10 protein-coding genes and 1 pseudogene are annotated in these 15,372 nt (G+C 58.4%); 7 read left to right on the top strand and 4 right to left on the bottom strand.

Annotated elements, in window-relative coordinates; genetic code table 11:
- Positions 1–5,058 (bottom strand): AAA family ATPase, encoded by a 5,058-nt coding sequence (locus ACEWE8_RS08135; protein WP_367904012.1) that lies wholly within the window; start codon positions 5,056–5,058, stop codon positions 1–3.
- A 241-nt stretch (positions 5,059–5,299) separates the two neighbouring features.
- Between ACEWE8_RS08135 and ACEWE8_RS08130 the strand changes: the two genes are divergently transcribed.
- Both ACEWE8_RS08130 and ACEWE8_RS08125 read left to right on the top strand, forming a co-directional pair.
- Positions 5,300–6,292 carry a response regulator gene (locus ACEWE8_RS08130; protein WP_046786906.1) on the top strand — a complete coding sequence of 331 codons (993 nt, stop codon included), beginning with the start codon at positions 5,300–5,302 and terminating at the stop codon, positions 6,290–6,292.
- On the top strand, positions 6,289–6,663 hold the full coding sequence (locus tag ACEWE8_RS08125; protein ID WP_189339969.1) for a response regulator transcription factor: 375 nt from the start codon (positions 6,289–6,291) through the stop codon (positions 6,661–6,663). Before ACEWE8_RS08130 ends, ACEWE8_RS08125 begins: the two co-directional genes overlap by 4 nt.
- Before the next feature lie 205 nt (positions 6,664–6,868).
- On the opposite strand, the gene ACEWE8_RS08120 is transcribed toward ACEWE8_RS08125, so the two are convergent.
- The 3 genes and pseudogenes from ACEWE8_RS08120 to ACEWE8_RS08110 all read right to left on the bottom strand — a co-directional run.
- Positions 6,869–8,176, bottom strand: coding sequence for an Nramp family divalent metal transporter (locus tag ACEWE8_RS08120; RefSeq protein ID WP_012312181.1), 1,308 nt, complete (start codon positions 8,174–8,176; stop codon positions 6,869–6,871).
- Between the two features lie 219 nt (positions 8,177–8,395).
- Positions 8,396–8,656, bottom strand: a complete 261-nt coding sequence (locus ACEWE8_RS08115) for a DUF2790 domain-containing protein (protein WP_046786907.1) — start codon at positions 8,654–8,656, stop codon at positions 8,396–8,398.
- A gap of 139 nt (positions 8,657–8,795) precedes the next feature.
- Positions 8,796–9,440: pseudogene (locus ACEWE8_RS08110) on the bottom strand (ATP-binding protein); the annotation flags it as partial.
- A gap of 168 nt (positions 9,441–9,608) precedes the next feature.
- Here ACEWE8_RS08110 and ACEWE8_RS08105 point away from each other — a divergent pair.
- The 5 genes from ACEWE8_RS08105 to ACEWE8_RS08085 all read left to right on the top strand — a co-directional run bounded on the left by ACEWE8_RS08105 (position 9,609) and on the right by ACEWE8_RS08085 (position 15,043).
- Entirely contained in the window at positions 9,609–10,166 is a 558-nt protein-coding gene (locus tag ACEWE8_RS08105) for a TnsA endonuclease N-terminal domain-containing protein (protein WP_197888490.1), read from the top strand.
- Positions 10,163–12,028: a helix-turn-helix domain-containing protein gene (locus tag ACEWE8_RS08100; RefSeq protein ID WP_197888491.1), complete on the top strand. Its 1,866-nt coding sequence runs from the start codon at positions 10,163–10,165 to the stop codon at positions 12,026–12,028. The genes ACEWE8_RS08105 and ACEWE8_RS08100 overlap by 4 nt, the downstream gene beginning before the upstream one ends.
- Before the next feature lie 4 nt (positions 12,029–12,032).
- On the top strand, positions 12,033–12,926 hold the full coding sequence (locus ACEWE8_RS08095) for a TniB family NTP-binding protein (protein WP_232248881.1): 894 nt from the start codon (positions 12,033–12,035) through the stop codon (positions 12,924–12,926).
- Entirely contained in the window at positions 12,927–14,054 is a 1,128-nt protein-coding gene (locus ACEWE8_RS08090; RefSeq protein WP_197888492.1) for a TniQ family protein, read from the top strand. It begins immediately after the preceding gene.
- Between the two features lie 668 nt (positions 14,055–14,722).
- Positions 14,723–15,043, top strand: coding sequence for a hypothetical protein (locus ACEWE8_RS08085; RefSeq protein ID WP_197888493.1), 321 nt, complete (start codon positions 14,723–14,725; stop codon positions 15,041–15,043).
- Positions 15,044–15,372 lie beyond the last annotated feature (329 nt).

Here is a 15,372-nt window from a genome sequence, read left to right as displayed (position 1 = left end):
TCAGACCTGCTGCACCGGGATGGTAAGCCGAATCCTGCACCCTCCAAGCGCCGAAACCTGCGCCTGCAACTGCCCTCCATGGGCCTGTACCACCGAATTGCAGATCGCCAGGCCCATCCCCAAACCGCCGCTCTTGGTCGTGTAGAACGCCCCGAATACCTGATCCCGCTCCTCTGGAGCGATACCCGGGCCGTTATCGTCGACGCAGATCTCTACTTTGTCTGCCAGCACCTCGGATGAAATCTGCAGCCGCCCATCACTGCGATAGCCCGCCAGCGCCTCCAGCGCATTGGTGATGAGGTTGAACACCAACTGCTGCAACTGCACCGGGTCAGCCATCACGCTTACCGCTGCATGCAGCCGGGTCTGCACATCCACCTTGCATTTGCCGGCATCGCCAGAGGTCAGCCGCACTACTTCCAGAATCAGTTCGTCCAGCTTCACCGTCTTGAGTTGCATCGGCGTTTGTTTGGCCAGCGAACGCAGTGCCCGCACGATGTTGGCTGCGCGCTCGCTGTCGTTGCGAATGTCTTCAAGGCCGGCAATGGCTTCCTTCAGATCGGGCGTTTCGCGCTTGAGCCAGCGCAGGCTGGCTGCGGCATTGGAGGCGATACCCAGAAGCGGCTGGCTGATTTCGTGGGCGATGGATGCCGAAAGCTCGTTCATCACCTGCTGGTGCGCACTGCTGGCAAGCTGCGCACGTGAACGGCGCAGTTCGGCTTCCATCTGTGCGCGAGTCTGGTTGTCTTCCGCCAGGCGGGTATAGAACTTTGCTGTCTGCAGCGACACCGCCGCTTGTGATGCCAGGATCTCCAGCATGGCCAGGCGCTGGCCGCCGAACAGGTTCGGCACCAGGCGGTTCTCCAGGTAGACCAGGCCGATCAGCACACCCTGAATAACCAGTGGCAGGCACAGTACCGAGCGCGCATTACGCGCCTGCAGCTCCTGGCGGAAGGCTTCCGGGCATTCGCTCAGGGCATCGTTGAGCACCAGCGGTTTCTTGGTGCGCATGGTGGCGTTGATGATCGACAGCGGGGCCTGGGTGAGGAATTTCTGGCAGTTGTCCATGCGCACATGCAGGCCGACATCATCGATATAGGCCAGGGCAGCCATCTGGAACTCGGCGCCACTGACGATCAGCAGTGCGCCGTGATCGGCACCGGAGTGCTGGGTCAGGTGGCCCATAAGCGTCTCGATGAGGCCTTCGAGCAACACCTCTTCGGATAGCGCCCGTGCAGCTTCTATACCCGCTTCCAGGTCCAGCCGCGCCTGGCTGGAAGAACGGTGGGTTTCCTGTACCGGCTGGGTACGCAGGAACGGGTGCAGTGTCTCGAGTTGGCGTACTTTGCCGGTCGCGCCCCAGATATGAAAACAGTCGCGGGCGATGCGCAGGTGCAGGTTGGCCCCAGAGATCAACCCGTTGGGGATGCACACCTCGGCCAGTTGTTCATGAGCCAGAGCCTGTTCATGAATGAAACCGGCCGCAGTGGCGGCGATCTGCGCCTGATCGAAGCAGCGGATGGCGGCCATGCCGTCGCCATTGAGTTTGGCGATGACCCCTTCTATCAACAGCAGCTTGTTGCGGAAGGTAACCGGGTTGAAGTTGGCCCAGCTGGCAAAGCGCACGCGCACTGCCTGCAGCGCGGCCAGTTTACTGGCAAGGCTGCCAGGTGCTTCCGGGCTGCCCAGAGCCAGGCCATGAAACAGGTGGTAGTCCGCCAGGTTGATGTGCGCGGGTGCCGCCCAGGCATGCTCGCCAGCACAGGCGAGGCTATATATGGCCTGCTTGATGTTGCCCAGATAGAAGGCCGACATGCCGCTGAACAGGTGTTTGAAGAACAGAGTCGTTCGTGATTTCACCCCTACGGTCGAGCCTGAGAAGGCGTTGCCACACAGGTCGGCGACGAATGCTTGCTGGGCCAACAGGATATGTTCAATGTCGCTGTAGCTGTACCTGCGCACGGTGGCCAGGCCCTGTGCCACCTCATCGGCTACTTCCGGCAGGTAGCGCCCCATGAACAGCGAGTCCGAGACCAAGTGATTGCTGGCATAGCAACTCATTGCCAGGTCGCCGCTCAGGCGGCCTGAATCAATAGCCTCCAGGGCAGTGCGCCGGGCGAATTCCATGGGTGCGGTCCAGGCGCTGACCTGGTCCAGGGCAAGCAGCGCGCTGGTCAGGTCTGCCTCGAAGCCGTGACGCTCGATCAGTTTCAGCGCCGCCAGGCAGCAGGCATGCCCATCGTGGTAGGCACCGAAGCGCTCGGCGATCATCACGCCGTACCAGGCGAGCCCATACGTGCTGCCTGGCGCAACACCTTGGCTCAAGGACAGTTCCATGAGCTTGGCCAAGTGCAGGAAACAGATATCGTCCTGGACGAAAAAAGATGATGAAAGGGTCGCCAGCAGGCCCACGGCAACCGTCACTTCCTGCGCATTGCAACGCGGCAGTGACTCCAGGCAGTGGCGGCCTTTGCGCTCGATCAGGGCCTGCACATGGGCAAAGCTGGCCTCGACCTGGGCCTGATTGCTTCCGCGGTCCAGTGTGATGCCCAGTAGCTCAAGGCCGTAGACCGCTGCGCTGATGGCCGCTTGGTAGTCGCAGCGCAAGGTATGCAGGCGTGCCTGCAGCCTGCATACCCGTGCCTGGTCAAGGGCCGTTCTCGCCCGGTTCTGGCAATCGGCGAGGCGGGCCTCAACCTGCGGCATGCGTGACAGCTGCATGTCGCACTCCGCTGCCATGCAGGCGATGCTGAAGGCGTGTTCGGCATGGGCTGAGGGTGTCGCGCTGACGCGTAGCACATGGTCGGCGGTGTGCAGGTAGGCGGCCGCCTGGTCAACGGCACCACTGTCGCGCGCACGCAGGGCGGCCTCGTGCAGCAATGGCAGGAAGGCCTCGCAGTCATTCGTTTCGAACGCTTTCGGGCTGGCGCGTTGTAGCTGGTTGGCGATATCGAAGACGGCATCTTGCAGATCGTCTTGCCATGTAAGCTGCATGGCCTGCGCGATCCGCGCATGCAACTGTGCCCGTTCACGCATCGGCGTGAGTTCGTAGGCGGCGTCCTGCACACGGTCATGGGCGAAACCAAGGCCCCTCTGCCCAGGCAGAAGGAAGCCTGCGGCAGTCAGTGCTTTGAGCGATTCGGCGGGTAGCCCTGCAGGCAGCGCCAGGATGCGCTCTAGCAACCGCTCATCGCAGCGGTTGCCCACGGCGCTGGCAATGCGCAGCACATCGCGCTGGACTGCGGGGAGGCGGGCCATGCGTTGGACCATCAGGTCGGCGACGTTATCGGCATAACGGTGGCGCGCCACCGCTTCCAGTGACCATGACCAGCGCATGGCTTGGGTGTCGAACGTAAACAGCCCATCCTCGACCATCGCAGTGAGAATCTGGTTGATGAAAAACGGGTTGCCCGCGGTCTTGTCGTGCACCAGCTGCGCAACCTCCAAAGCCGCCTCCTGCTGCACGTGGTATCGCTCGCCAATAAGCTCTGTCACTGCGCTCACGGTAAGCGGGCGCAGGTTCAAGGTGGTACTGCGCACAGCGGCAGCAGGCGTGAAGGCATTGCTGCTGGGGTGCGCATCGTTGCGCCGGGCGAAAATCAGCAAAAGGTTACCCGGCGGCTTGGCGAACAGCTCCGCCAGCAAGTGCTGTGTGCCATCGTCAGCCCACTGCATGTCATCCAGGAATAGCGCCAGCGGGTGGCCGGGCCGGCTGAACACGTGGAGGAACTCGACGATGGCCCGTAGCTCCTTCTGCAGTGCCGACCGCGTAGGTTTTTCCGGCAGTTCGGGCAGTGGGCCGATGATCAGGTTGAGGTCTGGAGCCAGCTTGCCCAGCAGTCGGCCGCGGCCTTTTAGCCGGCGCAGGATCTCGCGGCGCAGCGTTTCGAGGTCTTGGCTGTTTTTCGCCAGCAATTGCGTGGCCAGCGACTGCAGAATTTCGATCCAGGGCGCGTAGGGCACTGCCTGTTCGAGGCTGTTGCATTTCCCGATGGCCCAGTAACCGTCGGCGCCGGCCTTCAGCGCCGTTTCGACCAGGCGTGACTTGCCCATGCCGGTGGCACCACTGACGAACAGCGCTTGCGGTGTGCTGTCACGGCGCAAGGCTTTCATCAGCAGAGCGATCACCTTCTGTTCGGCATCTCGACCGTACAGGCGTTCGCGGCTGGGCGCGATACCGTCCGCGCTGCCCGGTTCAAAGCCTTCGATGGCCTGTGAGGCGGCCCACTGCCGTTGACAGTGGTCAAGGTCGATGGCCAGGGCACGTGCGCTCTGGTAGCGGGCTTCAGGCTCTTTGGCCAGCGCTTTGGCCAGGATGTCGCTGAGCGCCAGCGGCACCCTGGCGTCGACTTCGTTGGCTGCCCGCGGTTGCACGCCGGCGTGCAGTTGGCGCCAGTGCAGTGTGTCGCGCCCGCTCAAGGGCAGCTCGCCCAGCAGCAACTGGTAGAGGATCGCGCCCAAGGCATAGATGTCGCTGCGCTGATCGCGGCTGGTGCCATGGGCGCAGAGCTGCTCTGGTGCCAGATAGGACCAGTTGCCGATCGGCATTTGCTGTGCGCTGCCCTGCACTTGAGTGTCGGCGCGAAAGCAACCAAGCCGAACACGTAGCGCTTGCCCGATGCAGATGTGTTTCGGTTGCAAGGCTCCATGCAGCACATTGTGCTCATGTGCCTGCGCCAGGGCCCGCGCAGCGTTTACCGCAACGCGGAGAAAGGGCGCAAGCGCCGCAGGGCCTTGGGCGATGAGGTCAGCGATCGAACGGCCGGCCGGGTATACCAGCAATGGGCCTTCGGCGGAGCGCAGAAAGGCCGAAGGGAGAACCGCCCACTCAGGGTCAAGGTGCAGACGGTAGTCGCGCTCCAGGCATTGGCAGGCGGCTGGAGCTTCGACCGGGGCGCGCACGGCGAGCCAGGCCAGGCGTGTGACGGGGTCGTGCAGGCGGAAGTAGGTGAGGTCACCTTCCTGGTCCAGTTGCGTGATGTCACACCGGCTCAACCAGCCGTCGTCGATAGACTGAGCGTAATCGACGGGCCTTTGCACAAGGCGTTCATCGAGCATCCATCACCCCCTGCTTGGCGACATCCAGAGGCGCGAGTATACGCAGCGAAACCCTTGCGCTTGGTGCATGCAGGCCGCTTGGCAGGAATGGGCACCATCTTGACCGTTATGAGCCCCGGTGCAGCGGCGCGCGCTTGTATAGTCCTAAGGCCAACCTATCCCTCGGGATAATTGTTACATCGCGCCCGCTGGCCTAGATTGCACAAGGCCGCGCAACCGCCCGTGCCCGCGAGAGAAGCCCATGATCCGATTAGGCAATGCCCAAGTATCGTTGGAGCGGCGAGAAGCCTTTGTCGACGGCAAGCCGGTCCCATTGGGTGGGCGCGCGTTCGAGGTACTGGCCACTTTGATCAAGGCCAAGGGCCGCGTGGTCGGCAAGGACGAGCTGTTCAGCCAGGTCTGGGCGGGCACGGTGGTTGAAGACAACAACCTGCAGGTGCAGATCTCTTTGCTGCGCAAAGCCTTTGGCGCCCCGGGTCTGATCCAGACGGTACCACGCCGCGGCTACCGGCTGGCTGTCGACGTTGTCCTCGATCTGCCATGCACTGCGCTGGGTAGATCGCCCTTGAAGGATGCGCCAGAGGCCCTCGTGCCTATGGGCGACAGTGCGAGCGTACCGGTGCTCGTGGTGGATGACGACCCGTCGGTGCGCAAGGCTCTGGCGCGGCTGTTCCGTTCGCAGGATATCGCGCATCGGTTGTATGCCTCGGCCGAAGAATTGTTCGAAGGCCAGGTCGAAACGCCCTACGCGTGCCTGTTGCTGGACATGAACCTACCGGAGGCCAGCGGGCTGGAGGTTCAGGATGTGCTGCGTCGTCTCGACCTGCCCTGGCCGATCATCTTCATGACCGGTTACGGCACCATCCCCCTGACGGTGCAAGCCATGCGCGCAGGTGCGGTGGAGTTTCTGACCAAGCCCTTTGACGAAGACCAGTTGCTGGCGGTACTCGACGCTGCGCGCGCACGTGCCCTGGTGCAAGGTCGCAAATGGCATCAAGCGCGGCAGGTGAAGGAGAAATACCAGCGCCTTACCCAGCGTGAGCGCCAGGTGTTCTCGTTGGTGGTCGATGGCCTTTCGCACAAACAGATTGCCAAGCAGATCGGCACCAGTGAGGTGACGACCAAGGTCCACAAGAAGAACATCATGAACAAGATGCAGTCCCGCTCACTGGTCGAACTGGTAGCCATGCACCACGTCATCGAATCGCGTGTCGAGGGCCAGGGCCCGGCATGAACAGTGCGGTGTGTATCGTTGATGACGATGCTTCAGTGCGAAAAAGCCTGGCCAACCTGTTGCGTTCGACCGGGGTTGCCACGTTGCTGTTCGCCTCAGGTGAAGAGCTGCTGGCATCTGACCTGGCACCGATGGCCGGCTGTGTGCTGTTGGATCTGAAGATGCCTGGGTTGAGCGGCCTTGAGGTTCAGCGGGAGATGGCGCGGCTGGGTTGGCGGTTGCCGGTGATCTGTATGTCGGCGCATTGGGATGATTTGGCGGTGGAGGCCTCTATGCGCAACGGGGCCTTGGCATGCCTTGGTAAACCGTTCAGCGAAGAGGTTTTGCTTCGGGTTGTCGAAGAAGCACTGGCAGCTTTAAGACATTTCTGAACCTGAAACCAAATGCTTCAGCATTGGCCTGTTTGGAGAATTGAGTAGCGATGGGTTTACGGCTGGGTGGACCGGGTACGATCTCCTTCATGGCTTTTAGCCTATTGGCCAGAGCGCTGATGGACGATATCGAGATCGCCAAGAACAGGCAGCGTTAACCTTCAGTGCACCATCGCCGGCCTGCCGGCGATGGTGCAAGGGGCTCTCAGCCCAGGCCGAGCAGATCCACACCCAACTGGAAGGCCACCCACAACGCCAGCCCGGTCGCGAATGCCAGCGCGATGTTTTCGAACAGGTTGTTGCGGTATTCCTTGCTGAGCAGCGACTTTTGGTTGGACATGATCAGCAGGCCCAGCGAAATGACGGGCAAGCCGATGATGTTCAACGCACTGACGCCAATGGTCAGGGTCACGAAGTCGGGCATGCCCGGGATCGACCAGATCAGCGGCGTGACCAGAATGAACAGCATGAACCACTTGTGCATCGGGTCTTTGTGGAACTCTTTGCCGTAACGCTCGCGCCGCTGCGGCTGTACATGCTGGAAGGCATCGGTAATCAGCATCGGGAAGGCCGTGGTCTTGCCGGAAATGCTGGCAAACAGCGTGGCGAACACGCCGATGAAGAAGATGTACCAGCCGATCGGGCCGAAGAAGATTTCCAGCGCCTTGCCCAGGTCGCCGAGGGTTTTCACTTCGATGCCGTTCGGCCGCAGGATTTCCGCACCGACGATCCAGATGGCCAGGTTGATGACGATACCGACGAACACCGCGAACAGCAGGTCGTTGCGCTGGATGCGCTTGTGTTGCGGGCCTACCCAGCCCTTCTGGCGCATCACGTACGGGTGCACGAAGTTGGCCACCGAGCCTGCCACCGCGCCGATCACCGAGACTGCCACCAGCAGCGCACCGTGCACGCCTTCGTCAGCCGGGATGCTGAAGCCGATCGTACCTTTGACGATACCGGCCACATCCGGGCCAGACATCACGGCCAGTGCCAGAAACGCCAGCGTCATCACGGCGAGCAGGACCTTCATCACGCCTTCGATCATTGCGTAGATGTTGCGCCCGACCAGCATCCACACAGCCAGCACCACAGCCATCGAGCACAGCAGCGGATAGTCGATGCGCAACAGCATCGCCAAGGCTTCGCCGGCGCCCTTGATCATGTAGGCGTTCATCAGGTGGCCCATCAGCAGTGCATAGGCCAGCATGAACCAGGCAAATACGGGGTGCAGTTGCGCATACCCCTGAAGGATGGTCATGCCTTGGTTATTGCACAGCTGGAAGCGGGCGATGATGTTGACGATCAGGTATCTGAGCAGCAGCGAAACGGCCAGTACCCACATCATGGCGTAACCGTAGTTGGCGCCGGCTACGGATGAGGTTATCAGATCACCTGCGCCAAGCCAGGACAGCACCGCGATGATACCTGGGCCCAGCAGTTTGATCAGCCGTGTTACACGGCCTTGAGAGGGTGTGGCAGCACTGCCCTCGGCCGAATGAATGCTCGACATGGGGATGTCTCCGATTATTGTTCTTGTTAAACGAGCGCAGTCGAACACAGTAGATAGGATGTCGTACAACTACATTTTGTTTTCAAATGTTTCTAAGTATTACAGATTTTAGGTGATGCCTTGTTACTACTGGTGTCGCGAGCAGATGCCTCGAAAGTGCCAGTATCCTGCAAATGAAAAAGGCCGTTTGCACGGCCTTCTGCGAACTCGCATGGGCATTTAGTTCTGGTTGCCTTGAGCGTTGTCTGGTTGGTAGTAGCGAATGCTCCGGACCTGGCCAGTGCTGTCCCGGTAGGTCATGGTCGCGGTGCTAGCCTGGCCTTGGACTGTGGCCGAAGGGGCGAGGCTGATCACTTCGGCGATGTCCAGGTTCATGCCGTAGTGGTAGGGCGTCGCTTCGGTGGACTGGGCAAAGGCGCCGGCGCTGGTGCCCAGTGCAAGGGTAGCGAGGGTGAGTGCGAAAACGGTGCGAAGGGTCATGGTCGTTCTCCAGATTCAGTAAGGGGTGGCGACGATTGCTTGCTGTCTGGAACTAATGTTGCGCGCAATTAGTTGGCGCGCAAAATATATTGCTGCTATGGGCAGCATTGAGTGCGCATATGAGGGGCAGGCCGCAGGGCTAATGACTACCGGGCCGGTACTGCAGGGCTTCGGCCAGATGCGCCCTGGCAATCGTGCTGGCCCCCTCCAGGTCGGCCAGCGTGCGCGCTACCTTCAACAGCCTGTGTGCGGCGCGCAGGGAAAGCGTCAGGCGCTCGCAGGCACTCTCCAGCCAGGCCTGGTCGGCAGCGCACAATTCACAGTGCCGGCGCAGCCCCTCGAGGTCCAGAAACGCATTGGCACAGCCTTGCCGCCGGTGCTGCACCTCGCGCGCCTCGGCCACCCGGGCCGCCACATCGGCACTTGTCTCACCGCAAGGTTGATTGTTGAGCGTGGTGGTTTCGCGCGCCACGGTCAGGTGCAGGTCGATGCGGTCCAGCAGCGGGCCGGAAAGCTTGTTGCGGTAGCGCTGGATCTGTTCGGTGCTGCAGCGGCAGCGGCCCGTGGGGTCGCCCAGGTAACCGCAAGGGCAGGGGTTCATGGCCGCCACCAATTGGAAGCGCGCCGGAAAGCGTACTTTGTCCCGTGCCCGGGCAATCACGATCTCGCCAGACTCCAGCGGCTCGCGAAGCACCTCAAGTACACGGCGCTCGAACTCCGGAAGCTCATCCAGAAACAGTACCCCATGGTGCGCCAGGGTGATTTCACCGGGTTGTGGCCGGCTGCTTCTGTAAGAACCATCATAAAATGCTAAAAACACATCAAATACATTGGAATTTGATAATTCATGGACTTATTTGGAAAGCCGGTCCGACAAATCAGCCGAACCTCTCGCGGGGTTACTGGGTTGGTTCCAAAAATGGGTAAGTACGAGTCGACTCTGGAGCGGGACATGATGGAGCTCATCCGCTTTGATCGGCGGGTCAGGCAGTTCAGTCCGCAGCCTCTGACCATCAAGTACCTTGATGGCGAAGGTAAGACGCGTTCGTACACGCCTGACGGGCTGATCCAATTCCAACACGTTGACCCTCCCGAGCCTTCAATTCTGTACGAAGTAAAATTCCGAGAAGACTTCCGTTCTGCCTGGCGGACCTACCTGCCTAAATTTCGGGCGGCCAAGGCCTACTGCAAAGAGAAGGGCTGGCTATTTCGGGTTTACACAGAGTTGGAGATTCGAACCGTCTATCTCGCGAATGTGAAGTTCCTATGGCCATACATCGCTCGAAAGGTGGAGCCTGCGATGAGGGATCACGTGCTCAATGTCCTCTGGGATTTGGGTGAGGCTGATCCAGACTTTCTCCTGCATGCGCTGTCTTCTGACCCGAAGGGCCGAGCCCTATTGATCCCGACCCTCTGGCACATGCTCGCCACCGGCGATATCGGCTGTGACCTGGACCAGAAACTCACCATGAACTCGCGAATCTGGCCGATGAAAGAGGCCCAATCATGAAAACGATCCGCCCCGGCAGCTTGGCCTATTGGCGTAACCAAGCCTGCATTGTTCTGGAGCTCAAAGGCCTGTTGGAGGCCGTTATTCGGCTGACCGACGATCAGTCAACGCATATTGTCCGTGCCGGTGAATTGAGAGCTTCACCGGTGAGCGAGGCCTCACTCACCGCCAAACATATTTTCGCCGACGACTGCGACTGGGCCGAGGCAGTTGAGCGTCACAAGCTCATTCAGCCGCTGCTGGTGGATGGTCGCAAAAGCCTAGAGGAAGTTCAGGCTGCTGCCGCGGCATCGGGCAGAAGCGTATCAACCATCTACCGATGGATTAAGCGGTTTGAAGAGACTGGACTGGTGTCGTCGCTCCTGCGCTCGGCCAGGCAGGATAAAGGTCAGCTCCGGTTGGACCAGGAGCTAGAAGACGTCATTACCAAGTGGACTAAAGAAACCTACATGGTAGAAGAGCGGCCCACGGTAAAGACGCTGCATGGGGATATTGCAACCGAGTGTGAAGAGCTCGGCTTGCAGCCTCCGCATATCAACACGATTCACCAGCGAGTCCGGGCCATTGATGAGCAGGAGCGGCACAAAAAACGGCTCGGCCCAAGGTCTGCAAAGGATAAGTATCGGCCTCTCAGAGGGTCGTTCCCAACAACGGATGTCCCTAACTCAGTAGTGCAGATTGACCACACGCCAGTGGATGTAATCGTCGTCGACGAGATCGACCGTCTCCCGATTGGTCGTCCGAACCTGACCATGAGCATCGACGTGCACACGCGCATGATCGGCGGGTTTTTCTTTTCGTTGGATCCGGTCGGTGCTAACTCGGCCGCACTGTGTATCGCTCATGCTGTTGTGCAAAAGAGCTATTGGCTGGCGGCTCGAGATATTCCTGCGGAGTGGCCGATCTATGGCCTGATGCAGAAAATTCATGTCGATAACGCCAAGGAATTCAGGGGTAAAGCCTTGACCCGTGGATGTGACGAATACGGGATGATCTTGGAACACCGGCCGAGAAAACAGCCGAATTATGGCCCGCACATCGAGCGTGCCTTTCGTACCTTCATGGCCAAGGGTCACCAACTGCCAGGTACAACCTTCTCCAACACCCTCGATAAGCTCCATTACGACTCTGAAGGCAAGGCTTGTTTGACGCTGAAGGAGCTGGAGTTGTGGTTCACGATCTTCGTTGTTTACGTCTACCACAACGAACCGCACAAAGGGCTTGGTGGTATGTCACCGATCAACTACTACAGCCAGTGCGTGCATGGTACGAAGGACAAGCCCGGTGTGGGGCTACCTGAACCGATCGAGAATGAAGAAAAATTCAGACTGGATTTTACGCCCTACTTCTTGAGAACCGTTCAGCGTCACGGCGCAAAGATTGAAAGCATCCACTATTACGCGCCTGTCTTACGCACCCGGATTGTTGAAAAAGGAACCGATGGAAAGGCGCGAAAATTCATTTTCGTTCAGGACCCTCGAGATATCAGCGTCGTTTACTTTCTTGACCCTGATGAAAAAATCTACCATCCGGTCCCCTACTTCAACTCTAGCCATCCCCCTATTAGCGTCTGGGAGCTGCGGGAAGTGACACGGCGCATCCTCGAAACGCCAGGCGCAAAAGTTAACGAAGTCGCGATATTCGAGGGCATACGCCGCATGCGTGCTGTTGAGAAGGAAGCCATCGAGAGAACTCGGCTGGCTCGAAAAGCTCGCTCCTCTGAAAAGCGAAAACGGCGCATGGCCGAAAGACGAAAGGGATGGGAAGGCGTTCATACTGTAGCCGAACCGCAATCGACGCTGGAGCCAGCGGCGGTTACTCCGGATGCTGTGGAGCCCTATGATGAGATCGAGATAGGTTGATGCCATGAGCGACTTTGAACATCTGGTGGGGTCGCTTGCTGAAAGATGCCGGCAGATGAGCGACCAAGAGCGTACTGAGCAGCTCAGAGTTCCAAGATGGCTGGGATACCCTCGCGCGAAGGAGATCGATACGCGGCTTGAGTGGTTGTTTAGTCACCCACGCGTCACCCGGATGCCGAACATGCTGCTGATCGGCCGGACCAACAACGGAAAAAGTGAGTTGGTCGACCGCTTCGCTTCGCGGCATCTTCCCTCCGACAATCCAGGGGAGGAAACCATTATTGCTCCCGTGCTCGCGATTCAAACCCCACCAAAGCCGACCGAGGTGGGTTTGTACACCGAGATTCTTAACCCCTTGCTGAAGCGACTCGCTCACGGAACCGTTGCTGACAAGCGCTCGAGGACGGTTGAGATACTCAGGAAGATACAGCTCAAGGTTCTCGTCCTCGATGAAATGCACAACATGCTGTCTCTCACAGCTCCTGCGCAGCGTGAATTTCTGAACGCCGTTAAGTACCTGACCAACGAGCTTCAGATATCCATAGTTGGTGTCGGTGACGAAACGCTGATCAGTGCAGTTAGCATCGACTCCCAGATCCAGAACCGATTCCCGCCAGAAATTCTTCCAAGATGGAAGGTCGGGGCTGAGTTCAACCGCTTGCTTGCCTCGTTCGAAAAAGTCCTGCCGTTGAGAAACCGTTCTGGCTTGGCTGAGCCGATGCTGGCCATGAAGCTGGCGGCTTTGTGTGAGGGGACGATTGGCGAGCTGTCCCAGCTGTTGAACCTAGCCAGCACCTACGCGATAGGCAGTGGCGAGGAGAGGATTACGGCTGAAGTGTTGAACAAGTGCGGGTACACACCACCTTCTGAAAGAAAGAAGTTGGCCGTGGAGATATAGATGCTGCCCATCCATCCGCAACCTAAGGAGGACGAAATCTTTTCGTCCTGGCTAGTGCGGCTGGCCTTTTCAAACGGCTTTCCTTTACACACATTCTTCAACAGTCTGCTCGAGTACAAGGGGTCCGTTTGGACGCGGGACATTGATCGACATCCATCGGACCAACTGCTTCAACTGCTTAACCAACACACACAGCAGCCGTTTTCGATGCTTCAGCGCATGACGTTGAGCTCCTATGAAGGGACTTTTTTCTCGGAGCTGCCTCTGCATGGTGACGTTAGCTGGTTATTGGCGCTGGGCGTCTACCACCGAAACCATAAACGTGCCGGAATGCAGTACTGCCCCATGTGCCTGCAGACTGATTCGACCCCGTACTACCGCATGTTGTGGCGAATCGCGTCCACGGTGATTTGTCCCATCCATCATTGCGTGATGGAGGATGACTGCCCCCGATGTCATGCGCCGGTGATGTTCCATCGCCATGGCATCGGCAGACATAAATTCCCGTATGTAGAGGATCTTCGGCACTGCTATCAGTGCTCTCTGAATTTGGGCAACGTGAAGCCAAGGCAGCCTGAGTGGCCGGACAGCGACTCACTGAATTTCCTCATCGCATTGATCAGCCATCCAGAGCTATCCCCTTGGAGGTATCTGCCGATCAATGCACCATGCAGCATTCCTTTCTTCACTGGTCTAAGAGCCATACTGAGGCTGCTGAACTGCAAGTATGGACCTAGGTTTGAGCCTATTTTCTGCGGGGAACTCGGGACGCCTGCATTAGCGTCCTCCAGACAGGATTTCGAGTACTTGCGCAGTGAGCGTAGGCTCACCCTAATGTTGCGAGCGGCCTGGCTGCTGCAAGAGTGGCCAGACCGATTTATCGAGGCCTGTCACGTTGCCCACTTGTCACGTAGCCGAATCAGTGAATACCCCGATCTTCTCCCCTTCTGGGTTGAGGATGCGGTTTCTCGGCTTGACCAGCGAGTCTATTCGCCAAACCAACAGGAGGTCCTGGCCGCGGCTGCTTATCTGACTAGCCAGGGCGATCAGGTGAATTGGGAAACCTTGGGTGAGGTGTTTGGCGTGCAGCGAGATTGGGCAAAGCGGTTGGTGAAGATGACGCGCTAGGTATTACCGGGGAGTGAAGACCGGACGAGTCAGGTGGCTACGACGACCGATACTCACAGGCGCAAAGCGTTGGCTCGCAGTGCGGCGATTGCCCTTTGTCCTCAAACCCTTGAAAATTTCTCTCTTTCTATAGCTGCGTAATTGCATGGACTTGACCACCCATTTGCATTCGACGTGACCACCCAATTGCATTCGATCTGACCAGTCATTTGCAGTGATCGTGACCAGGCGCGCGCTTTTGATGATCAGTGGATCAGATGCCCAAGCTCATCGCCGAGCTATGCTTGGGCACAGCTATAGCCAGAGCTGAGCTATGGGACTTAAGACAGTATTCTCAAGAGCCTAAGCATAGATGTTCTGAACGTCTTGTTTACGACGGGTAATGCGGGATTCTCAACATACTCCGCCCGTGAGCCTAGCACCCAGCTGATACTTGATAAACTTGAGCGGCGTGCCAGTCTAGATGCTTTAGCCGGACTAATAGCTCTAACACTTGAAGCGCATGATCAAAAAATGATCAATTTGTGACTCGGGCAACACAGGTTATTCATAACGTCCTGACTATGGTCGCCATCGAGCTCGCCTCTCGAAAGGTAGCTCATCAGGTTGTGAGTTGGATCATCGATAATATTATAACTTTAGGTGTGCCACGCCGCTTGGAGTTATCAATGGATAGTTTTTCCTATGTTGAAGCCTCGGCTCACTTAAACCTTATGGTCTATCAAAATCCGAACCGCAACGGAAAATTCCTTACTTGGCCTCAGCGCGTAAAGATTATGATGCACCTGATTCACGGCAAAATGGGCTTCGATGTTTATCATGCGATGCGAGCTTGCTATAAACTGTCCATCAGCCAAGGGGAGCCATCTACAGAGTTTATTCGTAAGTTCGAGCGGAACTCGGCGCTGCGGGAGTGGGGTTGGAAAACCATCAGGAGCGGAAAAGTTGAGCTGTTCCCTCCTGTGAACCCGGCGGACAGAGTCGGTTGAGGAAGCTCACTACTTCCATGGCCATGCCTGCTGTCGATCAATCACTCCTATGTGGCGCGCTGATTTTCCTCCGTACCGGAACGGCATCGTGGGTCTTGCCAAATATGTGGCCGCCGGCGATCAAAGCGACGATCTCCATCAATTCAAGACGAAACACAGCAGCCTAACCAGATATTTGCGCGACCGAATCGCTGACCAGTCCGGACATCCTGGATGCCGGTAGTAGATAGCCCCTCCGCGTTGAACCCAGGCAGTGTGGAAAAACTTTGGAACTATCCGGTCATGCTGCCATCTTCGCGGGATACAAACTGGGTGTGGATAGTTGTGTA

This window comes from Pseudomonas sp. TR47, from assembly GCF_044143025.1.
Classification (GTDB): domain Bacteria; phylum Pseudomonadota; class Gammaproteobacteria; order Pseudomonadales; family Pseudomonadaceae; genus Aquipseudomonas; species Aquipseudomonas putida_E.
Note: the sequence above shows the minus strand (reverse complement) of the source record. Positions and strands in the feature narration are given on the sequence as shown.